This window comes from Streptomyces sp. TSRI0281 (assembly GCF_001905125.1).
Lineage (GTDB): Bacteria > Actinomycetota > Actinomycetes > Streptomycetales > Streptomycetaceae > Streptomyces.
The window spans coordinates 165,670-183,197 of sequence record NZ_LWLE01000033.1 but is presented as its reverse complement, the minus strand read 5'-3'; the positions used below and the strand labels follow the sequence as shown (position 1 = coordinate 183,197).

The window sequence follows — 17,528 nt, the reverse complement described above, 5'->3', positions numbered from 1 at the left end:
GCGGCAGTACGGGCTCCGCGGCGCGCCGCTCCACCACGATGAAGGCGATGAGCAGCAGCACGGCCAGCACGGAGAGGGCGATGATCTGCACCGACCCCCAGGCCCAGGTGTTCCCTCCGAGGGAGGCGACGAGGACCAGGCAGGTGGCGACCGAAGCGATGAGGAAGGTTCCCGCGTAGTCGATGGTGTGTTTGGTCTGACGGACCGGGATGTGCAGGACGGCCGCGATGGTGACCAGCGCGACGGCACCGATCGGCAGATTGATGTAGAAGACCCAGCGCCAGCTGAGCTGTTGGGTGAAGAAGCCGCCCAGCAGTGGCCCGAGGACACTCGTCACACCGAAGACCGCACCGAACAGGCCCTGGTACTTGCCGCGTTCGCGCGGCGGGACGATATCGCCGACGATCGCCATGGACAGCACCATCAGACCGCCGCCGCCGAGCCCCTGGAGGGCCCGGAAGCCGATCAGTTGGGGCATGTTCTGGGCGACGCCGCAGAGGGCGGAGCCGATGAGGAAGATGACGATGGCCGTCTGGAACAGCTTCTTGCGCCCGTACTGGTCGCCGAGCTTGCCCCAGAGCGGGGTCGCCGCGGTCGCCGCCAGCAGGTAGGCGGTGACGACCCAGGACAGGTGGTCCAGGCCGCCGAGGTCGCTGACGATCGTCGGCAGTGCCGTGGAGACGATGGTCTGATCGAGTGCGGCGAGCAACATGCCGAGCAGCAGTGCGCCGATGGCGACCAGGACGGTTCGCGTGGACCGTCCTTCGCCGGGAGCAAGGGGCGGCGGGCTCAGCTGCTGGGCCATGAGCATCTCCTCGGATCCGATACACCCCTATCCTTGCCGTTCTGTCCGTTTACGGCCTGCCGAGCGGCCCCAAGGCGTTGGGCTGCGCGGCGGCGGCCTGCATAATCGCAGCAGCTCTAGGGAGGGGACCCACTATGACCGGACATGCGTGCCCGGAGTGCGGCAGAGGACTCGCCGGCCGGCAGCCGGTCACGGGGCAGGCGCCGCAAGCCCCGCGCGGCGGACCCGACGGCTGCGTGTGCGGGGCGGGGGCCGCACGGCTCACCGGGGAGGAGCGGCGGGCCGCGCGCGCCGCGGAGACCGCCGCGGCCGAGGACTTCGATCCGCTGCGGATCAGGCCGTACGTGCAACTGGGCGGCGACGGCACGGCCCCCGGCCGCCGGGGCTCCGGTGCGGCCCGCGACGGCGGCCGGGACCGAGGTCGCGGTGAGGGCCATGAGGCGGCCACCGGCCCCGGCACGGACGACGCCCGCCGTTACGGCGCGGAGCCCGGCCCGGTCCACGGCCATGCCGCACCCGACACCGCGGACACCACGATGCCGCTGTTCCCGGACACCGGGATGCCGCGGTTCCCGGGCGGTGCGCCGATGGGCGGGGCGGCGGACGCGGCGGGACACGGAGCGGCGTACGAGGCCATGGACGCGACGGCGGCGCAACCGCGGTACGCCGAGGGGCCGGACGGGGCCAACCGGCGCACCGCCACCTTCGGCGCCGTCACCGGCCCGGGCATCGACCCGGACGCCGACCCGGTCCAGCCCCGCCGTCGAGGGCCGTTCACCGTCCTTGCCGTGGGGGTGGCCGTGGCCGCCGTGGTCGGCATCGCGGCCTTCGTCGGGGGGCTGTTCAGCGGGAACGACAACCGGGACGAGGCCCTGCCGGAGACGGCGGCGAGCGCCCCGTACGCGGGTGGCGGGCCGGCGGCTTCCGTTTCGGAGTCGGCCGCCGCGTCGCCCTCGCCGTCCCGCTCGGCCCCGGTGTCGCCCTCGGCGTCGGCCACCGGGTCCGCGTCGCCGTCGGGGAGCGCGGAGCCGACCCGTTCCGCCTCGGCGTCGGCCTCGCCGGCCACGCCCACCCCGTCCCTCTCGGCAGCCACGAAGACACCGGGCGCACCGTCGGCCGCACCGCCCGTGCAGCTGACCGGCCCCACACTGCGGCCCGGCGACCACGGCCCCGAGGTGGCCGAGCTCCAGAACCGCCTGAAGGAGGTCTGGCTCTACCAGGGGCCTTCGAACGCCGACTACACGGACCGGGTCGAGGAGGCCGTACAGGTCTACCAGTCGTACAAGGCCATCCAGGGCGACCCGGCGGGCGTGTACGGGCCGAACACGCGGCGCGCGCTGGAGGCGGAGACGAGCGGGCGCGGCGGGCACTGACGTACGGGGAGGGGCGGCGGCGGGCTCTGACGCACGGGAAGAGGGCGGCGGCGGGCACTGACGCACGGGAAGAGGGTGGCGGCGGGCGGGATTCGCATTCCGGGGCAGCTTTTTGTATCGTGATGGAACAAAGTGGCCTCCGCTCGCACTCCCTGACCGGCGGGCGGGGCCGCTCTTGTACGTCACCCGCTGTACGTCACCCGCGTCGCCTCTCACCGGGGTGCACGCGAATCCCCCGCGCCCAGGAGCCAGCCGATGTCGGCCACCGTCCTCACCGCACGCGCCCTCCTTTTGGACATGGACGGCACCCTCGTGAACTCCGACGCCGTGGTGGAACGCTGCTGGCATCGCTGGGCACTGAAGCAGGGTCTCGACCCGGTGTCCGTACTCAAGGTGGTCCACGGCCGCCAGGGGTACGCCACGATGGCCGTCCTGCTCCCGGACCGCCCCATGGAGCAGAACTACGCGGAGAACCGGGTCATGCTCGCCGAGGAGACCGCCGACGTCGACGGCGTCGTCCCGATCGGGGGCGCGGCCGCCTTCATGGCAGCGCTCTCCACCCTCCCGCACGCGCTCGTGACCTCGGCCGACGAGGCCCTCGCCCGCGCCCGGATGACGGCGGCGGCCCTGCCGATGCCCGCCGCCCGCGTCACGGCCGAGCAGGTCGGCGCCAGCAAGCCGGACCCCGAGGGCTTCCTGAAGGGCGCGGCCGAGCTGGGCTTCGACGCGGCCGACTGCATCGTGTTCGAGGACTCGGAGGCGGGCATCGCGGCCGGCCGGGCGGCCGGCATGCGCGTCGTGGGCGTCGGCCCGCGCGCCGCCGCGCTCTCCCCGGACGCCCATGTCGAGGACCTGACGCAGATCCGGGTGGAAGCCGCGGACGACGGCTCGATACGCCTGCACATCAGCGCCGCCTGACGACCAGCCGCGCCCCTCCCCGCCACCCCTCCCGGGCTCGGCTCAGTTTCGGGCCCTCCCGGGCTCAGTCCCGGTGCAGCCACCCTCGCGCCACCAGCTCCAGCACCAGCGCGACGGCCACCACCTGCACCGCCATCAACGCCACGAGCACGAACAGCTGCACGGCGCCCGCCTCCACAGGCGAGGCGCCGCCCAGCAGCATGCCCACGAACGCCCCGGGCAGGGTGACGAGCCCCACCGTCCGGGTCTGATCGAGCCCCGGCAGCAACGCGTCCGCCGCCGCGGGCCTGGCGATCTCCAGCCGGGCGTCCCGGTCCAGCAGCCCGAGCGCCATCCCCGCCTCCACCTCCCCGTGCCGGGTCCCGAGCTCGTCCAGAGCGCGCCGGCCCCCGAGCACCGTGGCGGTGAGCGCACCCCCGATGAGGATGCCCGTGACGGGGATCAGGGCGATGCCCCGGACCTGGACCAGCCCGGTGAGCAGCAGGACGCCCACCACCGGCAGCACCCCGGCACCGATCGGCAGAGCCGCCCAACGCCAGCTGCGATTGCCGGTGATCCGGCGCCCCGCCGTCCACACCGCCACCACGAACATCAGCGCCACGAAGCCGAGCAGGGGCGCCAGGGAGTGGATGACCCAGCCGATGACCAGGGAGACCACGCCGAGTTGAGCCGCGGCCCGCAGCCCGGCGAGGACGATCTCGCGCGAACGGCCCAGCGAGGCCCACGCGGCGACGGCGGCCGCGAACGCCAGAAGCAGGGCGAGGACGACCCCGAGCGTGATGGTGACCGGTAGCAGCACGCGGCCACCCTAAGGCCGCCCCGCAGGGCCGTCGGACCGCAGACCCGGAAGAGGGAAGGACCACCGGCCCCCCGGAGCGCCGGCCCTCCGTAACCACCCGGCCCCCAGGACCACCAGCCCCCAGCCCCGGCCCCCCGGGCCGTCAGGATGGCCCAACCACCATCAACACGACGCGAACCGCCGGACCGTCGGTCAACGGATCATCAACTCCCATACCCACCAAGACCCCACGCCGATCAGCAAAAACTTCGGAGTGAACGTCAGACCGAACCGCATGACCCCTTGATGTGACGTGCGCATGTCGCCACCCTGTTACCTGGCGCCCCCCTCACAGAAACCTGGCGCCGCCACGATGGCCGGGCTTCACAGGCCGCCCGTCCAAGGTCCCCCCACATCAAGGGAGTTCGCATGTCTGGTGTCTACGCGCGTCGTATCGCCGTCGCCGCTGCATCCGCCGCACTCGCCGCCACCTCCGCACTGCTCACCGCGCCGACCGCACAGGCCGCCATGCCCACCCCGGTCAGCGCCGCCACCGCCCGCACCTACCTCGGCGAACTCACCGTCGGGGCCGAGGGCTCCTCCAGCGGCTACAGCCGTGACAAGTTCCCGCACTGGATCACCCAGTCGGGCGCCTGCAACACCCGCGAAGTCGTCCTGAAGCGCGACGGTACGAACGTCCAGCAGGACTCCAGCTGCGCGGCGGTCAGCGGCAGTTGGTACTCGGAGTACGACGGGGCCACCTGGACCGTCGCCTCCGACCTGGACATCGACCACATGGTCCCGCTCGCCGAGGCCTGGCGTTCCGGCGCGAGCGGCTGGACCACGGCCCAGCGCCAGTCCTTCGCCAACGACCTGACGCGCCCGCAGCTCATCGCGGTCACGGACAACGTCAACCAGTCCAAGAGCGACAAGGACCCGGGCGAGTGGCTGCCGTCGCGCAGCGCGTACCTGTGCACGTACGCGCGCGCCTGGGTGCACGTGAAGCACTACTACGACCTGAGCGTCGACGCGACGGAGAAGAGTGCGCTCCAGGCCACCCTGAACAACTGCTGACCCACCGGGCAGGGCAGGCGGCACCGACCCCACCGGCCCGGTAGTCCGCCCACCGGCCCGGTAGTCCGCCCGGCGGCCCGCACGGTGAACCGCCCAGCCCGGCGGCGGATCACCGTGCGGAACCGTTACGCCCTCCCTCGGCGTTCCGTACCGTACGGGCCATCCGACACGGGGCCCGCCCGTGACCGGATCACCCGTCACGGCGGTACGAGGAGGGCACCACATGGCCGGGCTGCGCCTGGGACCACTGCTGCGGTACGTCGACTGGGAGACAGGTTCCAGCGCGACCGTCTGGGTCGAGACCGACCGCCCCTGCACCGTCGAAGTCCGGTGCGCGGACGGGGCGTCGGGCTCGTCCCCGACGTTCGCGGTCGCCGGACACCACTACGCCCTGGTGGTCGTGACGGGGCTGACGCCCGGCTCGACGACGGCGTACGAAGTACTGCTCGGCACCCGGCGGGTGTGGCCGCCCGAGGAGTCCCGTTTCCCCGCGAGCACGATCACCACCCCCTCCATCGAGGGCGGGGCCGCGGACGGGACGGGGCCCGGGCAGCGGAACGTCCGGATCTCCTTCGGCTCCTGCCGCTGGGCGGCCGCCCCCGCGGGCGGGCGTGACCCCGTGGGCCCGGACGCCCTCGACACCCTGGCCGGACACCTCGCCGCCGACCCCGACGCCGTACGCCCCGACGTCCTGCTGCTCCTCGGCGATCAGGTGTACGCCGACGAGACGTCCCCGGCGACCCGGCGCCGGATCGCGGCGCGCCGCGATCCGAACGAGCCACCGGGCGCGGAGGTGGCCGACTACGAGGAATACACGCACCTGTACGACGAGTCCTGGCGCGACCCCGAGGTGCGCTGGCTGCTCTCCACGGTCCCCAGCTGCATGATCTTCGACGATCACGATGTCATCGACGACTGGAACACGAGCGCCGCCTGGCAGACGGACATCCGGGCCACCCCCTGGTGGCACGAGCGGATCGTCAGCGGGCTGATGTCGTACTGGGTCTACCAGCACCTGGGCAACCTCTCCCCCGCCGAACTGGCCCGGGACCCGTTGTACGCGGCGGTCCGGGCCACACCGGACGGCACCGAACCGCTGCGGCTCTTCGCCGCCGGGACGGACGCCGACCCCGCCCTCACACGCTGGAGCTACCGACGTGTTTTCGGCCGAGTACGGCTGCTGATGGTGGACACCCGGGCGGCCCGTGTTCTCGACGAGCAGCAGCGGGCGATGCTCGACGCCGACGAGGCCCGCTGGCTGCGGGAGGAGGCCCTCGCCGACCCCGGTTCGTACGACCATCTCCTGATCGGCAGCTCGCTGCCGTGGCTGCTGCCGCCGCTCATCCATGACGCCGAGAGCTGGAACGCCGCGCTGTGCCGCGGCGAGCGGGGCGAGCGCTGGGCGCGCCTCGGCGAGAGGCTGCGCCGGGCGTCCGACCTGGAACACTGGGCGGCATTCCCGGAATCCTTCCGCCAGTTGACGGAGCTTCTGCGGGAGGCGGGGAGCGGCCCGGACGCCCCTGCGACGATTTGCGTTCTTTCAGGCGATGTGCACCATGCATACATCACCGAGCCCGAGTGGCCCGCGTCCACCCCGGGCGGCCCCCCGGACGCCCACATCCTGCAGCTGACCTGCTCTCCCGTCCACAACTCGATTCCCGCCACGATCAGGACGGGCTTCCGTTTCGGCTGGAGCCGCGCGGGCCGGCGGCTCGGCCGGGTGCTGGCACGGCACGGACGCACGGGCACGCCGCCGGTGCGCTGGCGGAAGTCGGGCGGCCCCTGGTTCGGCAACCAGTTGATGACGCTCACGCTGCATGGCCGGAAAGCTGCGCTGACATTGGTTCAGGCCAGGGAGAACACCGCAGGTTCCCAGCTGGAGACGGTTCTGGAGCGATCCCTCACCACCGAGAAGTAGTCGATTTTCAGACAGTCGACAGAATGTTGAACTTGCAAGCACTGGTGAGGTGTCCCTAACCTGGTGCGCTCAATCGGTTCACGTCCCCACCAGACCGAAGGAGCCCTCCCCCCATGCTCGAATCGCTCAACCGGGCCCAGCCCTACTCGATCAGCCTGTTCCGCCTCGTCGTCGGCTTCCTCTTCGCCTGCCATGGCGCCGCCTCACTCTTCGGAGTGCTCGGCGGTGCCATGGGCGGCGGGACCCTGCCGGCCGGCACCTGGCCGAGCTGGTACGCGGCCCTGATCCAACTGGTCTGCGGCACCCTGGTCGCACTCGGCCTCGGCACCCGTGCGGCCTCGTTCCTCGCCTCCGGCTCCATGGCGTACGCGTACTTCACGGTGCACCAGCCGAACGCGCTGTTCCCCCTGCAGAACGGCGGCGAAGCAGTGGTCTTCTTCTGCTGGGCGTTCCTTCTGCTGGTCTTCACGGGCCCAGGCGCCCTGGCCCTGGACCGGCTGTTCTCCGCACGGGCCGCGCGCGTACGCAGCGACGAGCGCCCACGCGAGCACGCACCGGCCGTCACGGCCTGACCCCATCCCCTCATGCGGCGCCCGGCTCCTCCGCGACGGCGGGGAGGAGCCGGGCGCGGCTACGGGCACGCGCCCCGCCCCCCGCACCGGGCCGGGCGGTCAGCCGCGGTCAGCCTTGAGCCCGAGTGCGCCTCACACCCGCCCGTACGACCCGAACGGCACCGTGAAGCAGGCGGCCCGCTCTCCCGCGCCGCCCGCCGCATCGTGAATGATCACCGACCTCGCCCCGCCCTCCCGGAAGCCCCAGCCGTGCCGGGCCCACGCCGAGCCGTTCCCGTGCCGGTCCGTCCGGAAGTCGAGCCAGACCTCGTTGTCCGGGTCCGCGGTCGCCGAGGCGCGGTGCTGGTAGTGCGGCCCCGCCGCCTTCGGATCGGCGCCGCAGGATGCGGTGTGCACATGCATCCCGTAGACACGGTTCGGAACGAGCCCGCGCAGCCGCGCCGCGACCCGGGTCCCGAAGTGGTCCGACCGCTGCTCGACGGCGATCCGGGCGGCCGCCGGGACGAGCTCCGTGTCATAGGTGACGGCGCTGGAGGGAACGAACGCGTTCGGCGGGGAGAAACGCCCCTCGACCCGCATATCGAACCCCCGCCCGCCGGCGCCACCGCCCGGACCGGCGCCGAGCGCCCCGTCGACTCCGGTCCGCTGCGCTTCCCCGCCCCCTTCCGCCCCGCTGACACCACCGGTCAGCATCACCAGGACCGCGGCTGCCGCCAGCACCCCCGATCCCGCGCGTCCCACCCGTACCGCCGCTCGTACCGTCATCCGCTGCTCCTCACTCTCGCCGGGCCGTTCCCTCCCGGCCCTAACGACGGCGCACTCCCCGAGGTGTACGTGAGCTGCACAACATCACCCGCACTTGGTGATCTCCGGGTAAACAGCGGGCGTACGCTGTACAGCTGACCCTGCCGCCCCTGCCGCTCCCCTGCGACGTCGCGGCGTCGACACGAATCGGGGAGTAGTAGGTGCTTGAGAGTGTGGGCGCGCTGACCAGCAGCCCATGGATCTACGCGGTGGTCGCCCTCTCGGTGCTCCTGGACGTCTTCGTGCCCCTCCTGCCCAGTGGTGTCCTGGTGATCACGGCCGCCACGGCCGCCGCCGCGGGCTCCACGACGGTCAACGGCGCCGCCGGTGAAGCGACCCAGCAGGTGCCGTCCCTGCTCGTACTGACCCTGAGCGCGGCCACCGCATCGGTGCTCGGCGACCTCGTCGCGTACCGCCTCGCCTGGCGCGGCGGGGACCGGCTGGACCGGGCCATCGCCCGCTCACGCCGCCTCACCACGGCACAGGAACGTCTCGGCGCGGCACTCAACCGCGGCGGCGGCGGGCTCGTCGTCATCGCCCGTTTCGCCCCCGCGGGCCGTTCCGTGGTCTCGCTGGGCGCGGGCGCCGCCCACCGCAAGGCGAAGGAATTCCTGCCGTGGTCGGCCGTGGCGGGGGTGGCCTGGGCCGGCTACAGCGTGGGGCTCGGCTACTTCGGCGGCCAGTGGCTGGGGGCGACCTGGTTCGGGACGGCTGTCTCGGTACTGGCCCTGTTCGTGGCGGGCGCACTGGCGGCGCTCCTCATGCGCCGCCCGGCAGCAGCGGCGGCAGCCGCAGTCGCTGCCGTACCCGCCCAGGTAACGCCCCCCGCGTCCGCACCGGTATCGGCACCCGCCGCTCCCTGAGGAGCACCCGCCCCGTACCTCCCCGAACGATCACCCTCTGGCGGCGCCCCTGACCTCCAGGCCGTCGAGCAGCTTCATCGTGGCTGCCGTGATCTCGTCGACGGCTCGGTCGAAGACCTCCCGGTTGTGCGCGGCGGGCGCACGGAACCCGGACACCTTGCGTACGTACTGAAGGGCAGCGGCGCGCATGTCCTCCTCGGTGGCCTCTTCGGGGATGGCCGGCGGACGAAGGGTCTTGATACTGCGGCACATATCTCCATTGTGTACCGCGTCACTGACAACGCCCCGGCCCGCATCACCGCCTGCGCACCACGTGTTCACGGAGCGTTGACGGTGACGATGTGGCCCTGGACATCGACCGTGAGGGCAACGCGCTCGACGCGATTCGTGACGGCCAGCCCCAGCCACACGACACCCCACATGAGGCAGGAGAAGACGGTCAGGAACGCGTGCAGCACATGGTTCACCGGATGCCCGCGCACGAGCACCACCTGCGTCCCGGACCGCGACTCCACCCGCCACCCGCTCGCGATCCGCTCATTGACCACCCAGTCGAGGATGAGACCGCGCTGCACGTCGTCGGGTGGCTCACCGACGTAATAACCAGGAGGCGGCTCGATCGAGACCCACCCCCGCGGCGCACGTCGAGGCTTCACGCGGCTCACCTCCAGGTTTCGAGGTCGCCGCCTCGCCATTCGATCAAGTGCGGCTGATCCAGCTCCACGACCCGATCCGCACCCGACGCCAGCCCCGCCTCCCGCAGAAGCGCGGCCACATCACCCCGTCCGTGCGCCAGCCCGACGATCTGACCACGCACGGTGACCCGCCGCCCACCGGTCGGCGAGGGCGGATGAACGATCACAGGCGGATGTCCGGCCATGCCTCCACGGTGCCCCGCCCACAGCCGGACCGCATCCCGACGGGGACGACCGGATCACGGCCGGGGATGTTCACGGGGTACCGCGGGGCGCCATGGACGGGAGCCTCGCACCACGGCAGATCTCAGACCGCGGCCGGACCGGCCCCATGCCGTGCGGAGACCCGCCTCATCTGATCGATCCAGAACTCGTCCTTCTCGTCCCTCGACGCACTGAGGGGCAGCAGCCGGAGTTGCTTGGCCAACTGGTAGAAACCGGGACCGGCGTCGTTGGCGCTCAGATAGTTCACGAGAGCGGAGATCATGAGCTGCGGCTCGGAGGGCGCGAGCCCCTGATCCCGCTCCACGATCAGTCCCAACAGGTGCCCCATGGCAGCCCGTTCGTCAGCACGCTCGAAGTCGAAGGTCCTGCAGCCGGTTCGCCTGCTCAAAGTGACGTTGAGCTCGGTGTACGAGGTGGTCCTGCGAAGTTTCGCCCGCTCGACGAGGAACTCCCCTCCGGCACCGACGAGTAGATCCCACTCACTGTCCGCGCGACCGTACCCAGGCATCCCGCCCCCTCCGAGCCCTACAGATCCGTACGCGGAAGGTACAGGGGCGACGAGCGGCCCACAACGAGACGTAATCCAGGAGTGGTTGCCGTGGTGGCGCCGATCTCTCCCGCCGTCGGGGCGCCCCGCCCCCTGCTCCTATTCCGGGGCCCGCTCCCGGGCAGGCAGGCCCAGCTCCGCCCTCGCCGCGTCTTCAATCGCACGCCCGCACTCAATCGCTTGAGCAACCAACTGATGGCGGAATGCCACTCTTTCCGTCTCGCTGTCGTACGGCTCGTGCCCCACGTTCCCCACCAACTCCATGGCATCGTCGATCGCCGCCTGTAGCGCCCGGTCGGCGAGGAATCGTGCCTCGTGAAGCTGGTCGCGGTAGGCGTCACACGCATTGTTCAGCGGCGAGTCGGGATCATCCCGGCGCTGCCCGAACGTCACGAGAGGGACGATATGCACGACGAAGTTGCCGCTGGTGCGGACCAGAGTGGAGTACTTCTCCCTGCGCAGATCCGTGAGCCAATGGGCGTGCTCGGCCGCAGCCTGTTCCTGGACCTGGCGCCGTGTAGCAGCAGCCGCGCTCTCGGCCGCGATCCGAGCCCCTCGAACTGCGGCGTACCCGCCCGCCGCCGCACCGCCGAGCGCACCGGCCATGCCCACAATTCCCGCAACAAACGCGGCGACCCCTTGATCCATGGGGCAAGTGTGCCGCCGCGCCGGGGACGATACTGCGACTCTCATGGCCGGGCCGCACAGAGCCTCAGTTCAAGAACACGATCCCCCGCACGCGCGGGGGTGGCCCTGAGCACCAGTCGGCCGAGGCCCGCATCAAGCGATGGTCCCCGTACGCGGGGGTGGCCCTGGTGCGAGCACGGCAAGGAGCCGAACGGTTCCATGGTCCCCACACTGCAGGTTGCTCCTTCGCCTTCGGACGGAGGGGGCACTTTCGCTCGTCTGGCACGAGAGCGCAGCCAGTCCCTGCAGTTGCACGCAATTGCCCGCAGCCCACGGCAATCCGCAATCTGCCGCAATCCGCCAGCGACCCCTCACTATCCGTCGCATCCTGGTCACTCACCCAGCGCATACGGAGGGCACCATGACGCTCAGGTTCCTCGGCACCACGAGCGACGACGGCGACTGCCCCACCCTCTACGAGGTAGAAGGCACCACAGATATCCTCGTTCAGGGCGACCGAGTGACCGGCCCCGAGCAGCTCGCCCGTCTTCGCGACGTCAAAGAGAGTGAGACGTTCGTGCTCGTCCCGCGCGATCTCCTCATCCGGTTCGCCCCGCGCACCGCCGTCCGCGAGATGGTCCCCTTCTCTGAGATCGCTTCGCTGTTCCGTGAGTTCAGGCACACCGCCTTCCGGCTGGAGACCCGCCGCGGCTACGCCTCCGACCGCAACAGCCCGAAGTGGGCCCGCTGGAAGGAGGGCGCGGACATCGCAACGGAGCCGGACAACGCGTGGCGCGAGAACGTCCGCCGGCAGACCGAGCAGGGGAAGCGCTTCGAGCGGGTACGGCTCGTCGACCGACCCTTGACCGAGGGACAGCGGTTCCTCCTCGACAGCGGGCACAGCAACGTCACCGCAGGCGAGGACATTCGAAACCTGCCCCGCTCCCAAGCTGCACAACTCGGTCTGCCAGAAAACGACTTCTGGCTCTTCGACTCGAAGCTCCTCGCCCGGTTCGTCTTCGACGAGGCCGATACGACCCTCGGTGTGATCCTGAGCGAGGACCCGACCGAGATCGCCGCCGCCTGCCAGGCCCGGGACGCAGCCTGGCACCACGCAACTCCCACCGCCGACTTCGCCAGGCGGTAACTTCGACCGTGTGAGCACTGACTTCCAATCTGCCCGGGTCGTCCTCGGCGCACGGCTCCGCGAGCTGCGCACCGAGGCCGGCCTCGACGGCAAGGGTGCAGCCGAGGCGCTCGGCTGGCAGCGCTCGAAGGTCTCGCGCCTGGAAACCGGAAAGCAGACCCCCAACGCAGCGGACCTCACGGAGTGGGCCGAGGCGGTGGGTCGCCCGGACCTGGCTGCCGAGCTGAAGAGCCGGCTCGTCGGCCTGGAGACCCAGTACAGATCATGGCGCCGCCAGCTGGCCGGCGGACACCGGGCCCGCCAAGAGCTGGCCATCGAGGAAACTACGGCCACCAAGGTCATTCGCGGTGTGGAAGTGTCCCGTATCCCTGGGCTGTTCCAGACCGCGGACTACGCCCGGCACGTGTTCGCTTCGAACGCCGAGTTCCGCCAGATCCCCAAGGACATCGAGGCCGCAGTACGCGCCCGCATCCGACGCCAGGACGTGCTGTACGAACCCGGGAAGCGGTTCCGGTTCCTGCTGTGGGAGGGCGCGTTGTACGTGGTGACCTGCCCCCGCGAGGTCATGGCCGCACAGCTCGACCGCCTGGCCGGGCTGATCGGTCTTGACACCATCGAGCTCGGTGTCATCCCTCTCGGGGCACAGTTACGGCGCGCGCCCGGCCACGGGTTCTGGATCTACGACCGGCGGCGCGTCATCGTCGAGACGATCAGCACCGAGATGTGGCTCGACGATGAGGAGACCATCGCCTTGTACGAGCGGGCGTGGGACTGGATGGCGGAGGCCGCGGTTCACGGCCCGCAGGCGCGGCGCCTGATCGGCCGCGCGCGGGCGTCACTGGACCTCTCGTAAGCAACCGCGCCAAACTCGCCGGAGCGATTCGCAATCCGGCGCAATCGCCGCGCGCATCTGCACCCCGGTTCCCTAACGTGCTGGTCATGGCCTCACGGACACGCAATGCGGGCACGACATGGCTGGCTTCTTGTGCTCCGGACCCTTTACGTGCACACCAGTCATGGGCGGGCGAAGAGCTTGCCCATATCCCTGTAGGCCGCGGCTGGCTGGTTGTGGAGGCTGACCTTCTGCGGTCGGTTGAAGCGATGCAGCGCGTCGGGTCCGCCAGGCTCGGCCCCGTCCTCGTCCATCCGGAAGCCAACCGTGCCTGGTGGCTGGTGCCGTACGGCACGAAGGAAGAGCCTGCCGACTTACCGGCTCTCACGATCCACACTCCGCCGTGGGAGTTCCGCTGCCCGCCCACCATGTATCTGCGGGGGCGTGGATGGCTGGAGAAGCCTGACGGAAGCGGCGCACCGACAGACGCGGTGGTGCTTGGCGCCGCGTTCGGGCCTGGCGGCCCGCGTCGCCCTGTGAGGGTGTTCGTATGACCACTCAAGGCCCGGCCAAAGAGCCCCCCGTGGCGGTGACGCAGCTGCCGACGGTCAGCGATCTCACCGAGCAGCAGCAGCGCGGTTGGCATTGCGTCTGGTGCGCGGCGCCGCTCGGCACCGACCTGGGTGTCGACCTCGGCGAGCAGCGCGTCACCCCCGCCACCGGTGCCGCGTACGCGTGGTTCCCCCGTGAGTGTGTGGACGCCCTGGCGTGCTCGGGGCGGAGGGCGGCCCGGTGATGGCGTCGACGCAGCAGCGGACCGCGTTCCCGCCCCCGGAGCGCGCGTATCTGGCGTATCTCGGGCACACCCTGACGTGCGACGCCTGCCGTACGGGGGCACAGTGCGCGACCGTCATACGGCTCGGCCGCGCGTGGAAGAAGGCACGCCGGTGAGCGCGCCGATCGGATACGGGTACTGCTGGTCCGAGAACCCCGGCACCTTCGCCCGCTGCACCCAGCCCCCCGGCCACACCGGACCCCACTACGACTGGCGCGCCCCCAGCGACCACCGGCAATGGCCGAACACCGAGGCCGCTACCCCGGACCCGCTGGGGAGGGGATCCGAGTGAAGTGCCACCACAGCGGCGGCGTCCACGAATTCGCGATCGAGACCGACGGCATGGCCCGGTGCCCCGAACACGGGATCACGCTCCTGTGGCACGGCGAACCGATCACGAACACCGAGCTGGCCGAGGCCGCGGCCGCAGGATCCCGGCTCGATGACGTACTGGCCCTGGCCGAGGAGATCCGCGGCGACACACACAGCACCCACTGCCGCGCAGCTCAGCAACCGCACCTGGCCGACGGTCACGACCACTGCCGGCGTCCCGATTGCGCGTGCCCCTGCCACACCTCCTGATCGGAACCACCATGCACAGCACATCGATTTTCACCCCGCCCGCGAACGAGGAAGGCGGGCAGGGCTGCTCCGGATGCGGCACCACAAAAGGCGTCTGTCGCGACCCGAACCGGCACGGACTCAGGTGACGGACCCGGCTACTCCCGGACGAGGTCGGCGAGCGGGACACTAACCTCGCGCTTTCACGAGGGTGGCCGTCCAGTGCTTGATCGTAAACGCGAGAAGTGCTCCTGACCTGCAACGATGGGACTTGTCTAGGGTCCTGTTGGCTGCAAGAAAAGAAGCACTTCTCAGGTGAAGAAGAGTATCGGGTCGTGCCCCCGTGTCCGGGTCGAGGGCGGCGGCCATCGAGTGGTGTCCCAGGCCAGGGCTGTACTGCTGGTCGAGACCGTTCGCCGGGCCGAACTGGACCAGGCGATTTCGGCGGCTCTGGCCCCCTGGTGGAATCCGCGAGCGGTGCACGATCCGAGCAAGATCCTGCTGGATGTGGCCCACGCGGTCGCAGGTCTCTCAAGGCAACTTGCCGACGGGAAGCGGTCGCGTCGTGGTCGTCAGCTGAGCGAGCTGGCCGGTTCGCGGCGCGGAGAGCGGCGGAAGACCAGGAGGCTGGCAGTCGCGATGATCCACACGACGATGCTGCCGTACAGGGTGATCAGGCCGAAGCCTTGCGTGAGCGCAGGGCGCACCAAGTGTTCCGCCAAGTCTGGGTACGTGAGTTGAGGGAACGTGTGCCGCAGTGTCGCCGTGTCGTCGCCGTTCGCTACCCGTTCGGCCAGCGCCTGGACCTGGGGCTCGGTGAGCTGCCCGGTCACCCGGTCCCGGAGGCTGCCTGTGATGCCCATGGTCAGCAGCAGCCCCATGAGGGCGATGTTTACGGCGAGCGAAGTCATCCGGGCGCTCATGTCGATACCGGATGCCATGCCCGACCGGTTGCTGGGCACCGAACCGGTCGTGGTGTTGGTGACCGGCGTGTTGGTCAGCCCGAGGCCGGTGCCGGCCAGCAGTGCTCCGGGCAGGATCGTCAGCCAGCTCGCATCGTCGGCGCCGCTGCCCAGGTTCATCAGCAGGAACCCGAGACCGATCGTGTACAGCCCGAGGGGGATGATCACTGCGGGCCGGTACCGCAGTGCCAGCCGCTCCGCCAGGGGCGGCAGCAGCAGCGTTGGGATCGTGTACGCGAGCATGGCCGCCGCCGCGGTGTTGATGCCGTAGCCGAGACCGCTCTGCAGATAGATGGGCAGGTAGATCATCAGGGGCCAGAAGCTGAAGTTCATGCCCATCGAGCCCAGCAGAGCCCCGGAGAACGCGGGGATCCGGAACACCGAGAACTGGAACACCGGATGCCTGACGGTCCGTTCCACGACGGCGAATGCGGCGAAGCACGCCGCCGACAGCCCGAGGATGCCCAGCTCCAGGGCGCTGGTGAACCCCAGGCTTGGCCCCTGGGTGATGAAGAAAACCAGCCCGAACACCGCCAGGCTGAGCGTGCCGATTCCGGGCAGGTCCACCCTTCCGGCCTTGGGGTCACGGGACTCGTTCACACCTATCGCGATCAGGACCAGGGTGACCGCGGCGACGAGGACGTGGACGAGGAACACCCAGTGCCAGCTCGCCAGAGATACCAGCCCGCCGCCGATCGCCGGGCCGAAACCGAGCCCGATCCCGAAGACGATGCCCCACGCCGCGAACGCACGGGCGCGCTGTCGCCCCTCCCGGAACTGGTGCGACAAAATCGCTACCTGGCAGATGAGCATCACGCCACCGCTCATGCCCTGCAGAAACCGGCCGGCGATCAACACCGCGACGTCCTGTGTGAGCCCGCACAGCAGCGAGGTGAGCCCGAACGCGGCCACCGCGGCCACCAACAGCCGCCTGCGGCCGAATCGGTCCGCCAGGAGACCGGCCGCCACGAGCACGGTGGCGCACGCGATCGTGTAAGCATTCATGATCCACTGCAGGTCGGCGAACCCACCGTGCAGCTCTTTTCCGACCACGGGCAGGATCACCGGAACGCTCGAGATCTCCAGGCCGAACATCAGCGCGGACAGGCAGATCGCGGCGAGCGCGACCTGGTTCCGGCTGGTTTGGGAAACAGTCATACCGGAAATAATCTCCGCGTCAGCCGTGAGACTGAACGGGCCAACGCCGGAGTCCCGCTTGTTCTGGGCTCGGAGTCGGCGGTAATTTCGTGGATATGCCTGTGAATCAACGCCTGATACTCGATGTGACTGACAACGCCATCCTCCAGCTCCTGCAGGCGGACGGGCGGATGACCACCGCAGAGCTCGCACGGGCGATCTCCATGTCGGCGTCCTCCACGGCGGACCGGGTACGCCGCCTCACCGACCTGGGTGCCATCCAGGGCTACCGTGCCGTCATCGACCCCGCCGCGCTCGGCTACACGCTCACGGCGTTCGTTCGGCTCCGGCTGACCACCCCTGCTGGTAAGCAGTTTTTCGATCTGCTGGACTGCACGCCGCAGATCATGGAAGCCCATCACGTGACCGGCGAGGACTGCTTCCTGCTGAAGGTCATCGCCCGGTCGATGCCCGACCTTGAAGACCTCACCAATAGGCTCGCGACCTTCGGTCATGTCACCACCAACCTCGCGTTCCGCAGCCCGGTGCGGGACCGTGCGATCCCGCCCAGCGCCGACGGGGACGACCTGGTCGCCGAGACCGTTGCCCGAACCAGTGACCGCCACTGAGGGGTCGATCCACCGACTGTTCCCATCAAGAAATCGAAGAATGGCGCGTGCTGACCTGCCGACTCACGGGGTGCCCCGAAACTGGTGGCCGAGGCCCTGACAACCGCCCGAGAAGCAGGCTGCATAGGTGTGCGGAACCTGCGGGCGGACTCGCAGTTCTACACCGCCAGCGTGATCGCCGCCTGCCGCCGGGCCGACGCCCGCTCCTCGTTCACCACCGGAATGA

General features: G+C 70.4%; 22 protein-coding genes and 1 pseudogene. 14 read left to right on the top strand and 9 right to left on the bottom strand.

Annotation, left to right across the window (positions count from 1 at the left end):
- Positions 1 to 805 (bottom strand): MFS transporter (locus A6A29_RS47140; RefSeq protein WP_241838722.1); only part of this gene is annotated, 805 nt, incomplete at its 3' end.
- A gap of 134 nt (positions 806 to 939) precedes the next feature.
- Between A6A29_RS47140 and A6A29_RS30040 the strand changes: the two genes are divergently transcribed.
- Complete coding sequence (locus tag A6A29_RS30040) at positions 940 to 2,178, top strand: peptidoglycan-binding domain-containing protein (protein WP_079183087.1); 1,239 nt, start codon at positions 940 to 942, stop codon at positions 2,176 to 2,178.
- 255 nt (positions 2,179 to 2,433) lie between these two features.
- Positions 2,434 to 3,096, top strand: coding sequence for an HAD-IA family hydrolase (locus A6A29_RS30035; RefSeq protein WP_073724826.1), 663 nt, complete (start codon positions 2,434 to 2,436; stop codon positions 3,094 to 3,096).
- A 64-nt stretch (positions 3,097 to 3,160) separates the two neighbouring features.
- Here A6A29_RS30035 and A6A29_RS30030 read toward each other — a convergent pair whose 3' ends face one another.
- Positions 3,161 to 3,895 (bottom strand): ABC transporter permease, encoded by a 735-nt coding sequence (locus tag A6A29_RS30030; RefSeq protein ID WP_073724824.1) that lies wholly within the window; start codon positions 3,893 to 3,895, stop codon positions 3,161 to 3,163.
- Positions 3,896 to 4,303: 408 nt separating this feature from the next.
- Here A6A29_RS30030 and A6A29_RS30025 point away from each other — a divergent pair, with 408 nt between their 5' ends.
- The 3 genes from A6A29_RS30025 (at position 4,304) to A6A29_RS30015 (ending at position 7,438) form a co-directional block, all read left to right on the top strand.
- Entirely contained in the window at positions 4,304 to 4,948 is a 645-nt protein-coding gene (locus tag A6A29_RS30025) for an HNH endonuclease family protein (RefSeq protein ID WP_073724822.1), read from the top strand.
- A 223-nt stretch (positions 4,949 to 5,171) separates the two neighbouring features.
- Positions 5,172 to 6,866 carry an alkaline phosphatase D family protein gene (locus A6A29_RS30020; RefSeq protein WP_073724820.1) on the top strand — a complete coding sequence of 565 codons (1,695 nt, stop codon included), beginning with the start codon at positions 5,172 to 5,174 and terminating at the stop codon, positions 6,864 to 6,866.
- Between the two features lie 113 nt (positions 6,867 to 6,979).
- Positions 6,980 to 7,438 (top strand): DoxX family protein, encoded by a 459-nt coding sequence (locus A6A29_RS30015; RefSeq protein ID WP_073724818.1) that lies wholly within the window; start codon positions 6,980 to 6,982, stop codon positions 7,436 to 7,438.
- Positions 7,439 to 7,570: 132 nt separating this feature from the next.
- Here the strand turns inward: A6A29_RS30015 and A6A29_RS30010 are convergent, their stop codons facing one another.
- Entirely contained in the window at positions 7,571 to 8,203 is a 633-nt protein-coding gene (locus tag A6A29_RS30010) for a superoxide dismutase family protein (RefSeq protein WP_073724816.1), read from the bottom strand.
- A gap of 200 nt (positions 8,204 to 8,403) precedes the next feature.
- Between A6A29_RS30010 and A6A29_RS30005 the strand changes: the two genes are divergently transcribed.
- Positions 8,404 to 9,105 carry a DedA family protein gene (locus A6A29_RS30005; RefSeq protein ID WP_073724814.1) on the top strand — a complete coding sequence of 234 codons (702 nt, stop codon included), beginning with the start codon at positions 8,404 to 8,406 and terminating at the stop codon, positions 9,103 to 9,105.
- Positions 9,106 to 9,135: 30 nt separating this feature from the next.
- On the opposite strand, the gene A6A29_RS30000 is transcribed toward A6A29_RS30005, so the two are convergent.
- From A6A29_RS30000 to A6A29_RS29980, 5 genes are all read right to left on the bottom strand, one after another.
- A complete protein-coding gene (locus A6A29_RS30000; RefSeq protein ID WP_073724812.1) occupies positions 9,136 to 9,357 on the bottom strand; it encodes a DUF2277 domain-containing protein in 222 nt (73 codons plus the stop codon).
- 65 nt (positions 9,358 to 9,422) lie between these two features.
- Positions 9,423 to 9,761: a hypothetical protein gene (locus A6A29_RS29995; protein ID WP_073724776.1), complete on the bottom strand. Its 339-nt coding sequence runs from the start codon at positions 9,759 to 9,761 to the stop codon at positions 9,423 to 9,425.
- Between the two features lie 5 nt (positions 9,762 to 9,766).
- A complete protein-coding gene (locus A6A29_RS29990; protein WP_073724774.1) occupies positions 9,767 to 9,985 on the bottom strand; it encodes a hypothetical protein in 219 nt (72 codons plus the stop codon).
- Positions 9,986 to 10,107: 122 nt separating this feature from the next.
- Positions 10,108 to 10,533: a hypothetical protein gene (locus tag A6A29_RS29985; protein WP_198953386.1), complete on the bottom strand. Its 426-nt coding sequence runs from the start codon at positions 10,531 to 10,533 to the stop codon at positions 10,108 to 10,110.
- 138 nt (positions 10,534 to 10,671) lie between these two features.
- Positions 10,672 to 11,220: a hypothetical protein gene (locus A6A29_RS29980; RefSeq protein ID WP_143197117.1), complete on the bottom strand. Its 549-nt coding sequence runs from the start codon at positions 11,218 to 11,220 to the stop codon at positions 10,672 to 10,674.
- A gap of 400 nt (positions 11,221 to 11,620) precedes the next feature.
- On the opposite strand from A6A29_RS29980, the gene A6A29_RS29975 reads away from it, so the two are divergent.
- From A6A29_RS29975 to A6A29_RS29940, 7 genes and pseudogenes are all read left to right on the top strand, one after another.
- Positions 11,621 to 12,346 (top strand): DUF6879 family protein, encoded by a 726-nt coding sequence (locus A6A29_RS29975; protein ID WP_073724770.1) that lies wholly within the window; start codon positions 11,621 to 11,623, stop codon positions 12,344 to 12,346.
- A 10-nt stretch (positions 12,347 to 12,356) separates the two neighbouring features.
- Entirely contained in the window at positions 12,357 to 13,199 is an 843-nt protein-coding gene (locus tag A6A29_RS29970; protein ID WP_073724768.1) for a helix-turn-helix domain-containing protein, read from the top strand.
- A 562-nt stretch (positions 13,200 to 13,761) separates the two neighbouring features.
- Positions 13,762 to 13,974, top strand: a complete 213-nt coding sequence (locus tag A6A29_RS29960) for a hypothetical protein (protein WP_241838721.1) — start codon at positions 13,762 to 13,764, stop codon at positions 13,972 to 13,974.
- Complete coding sequence (locus A6A29_RS45505) at positions 13,974 to 14,129, top strand: hypothetical protein (RefSeq protein WP_158074487.1); 156 nt, start codon at positions 13,974 to 13,976, stop codon at positions 14,127 to 14,129. Before A6A29_RS29960 ends, A6A29_RS45505 begins: the two co-directional genes overlap by 1 nt.
- Complete coding sequence (locus A6A29_RS29950; protein WP_073724762.1) at positions 14,126 to 14,305, top strand: hypothetical protein; 180 nt, start codon at positions 14,126 to 14,128, stop codon at positions 14,303 to 14,305. Before A6A29_RS45505 ends, A6A29_RS29950 begins: the two co-directional genes overlap by 4 nt.
- Positions 14,302 to 14,595: a hypothetical protein gene (locus A6A29_RS29945; RefSeq protein WP_073724760.1), complete on the top strand. Its 294-nt coding sequence runs from the start codon at positions 14,302 to 14,304 to the stop codon at positions 14,593 to 14,595. Before A6A29_RS29950 ends, A6A29_RS29945 begins: the two co-directional genes overlap by 4 nt.
- Before the next feature lie 294 nt (positions 14,596 to 14,889).
- Positions 14,890 to 15,123 (top strand): annotated as a pseudogene (locus A6A29_RS29940) (IS1380 family transposase); the annotation flags it as partial.
- A 23-nt stretch (positions 15,124 to 15,146) separates the two neighbouring features.
- On the opposite strand, the gene A6A29_RS29935 reads toward A6A29_RS29940, so the two are convergent.
- Positions 15,147 to 16,694, bottom strand: a complete 1,548-nt coding sequence (locus A6A29_RS29935) for an MFS transporter (protein ID WP_073724758.1) — start codon at positions 16,692 to 16,694, stop codon at positions 15,147 to 15,149.
- 95 nt (positions 16,695 to 16,789) lie between these two features.
- Between A6A29_RS29935 and A6A29_RS29930 the strand changes: the two genes are divergently transcribed.
- The gene (locus A6A29_RS29930; protein ID WP_073724743.1) at positions 16,790 to 17,302 is read left to right on the top strand and encodes an Lrp/AsnC family transcriptional regulator; all 513 of its coding nucleotides are present in this window, start codon (positions 16,790 to 16,792) and stop codon (positions 17,300 to 17,302) included.
- Positions 17,303 to 17,528: the final 226 nt, after the last annotated feature.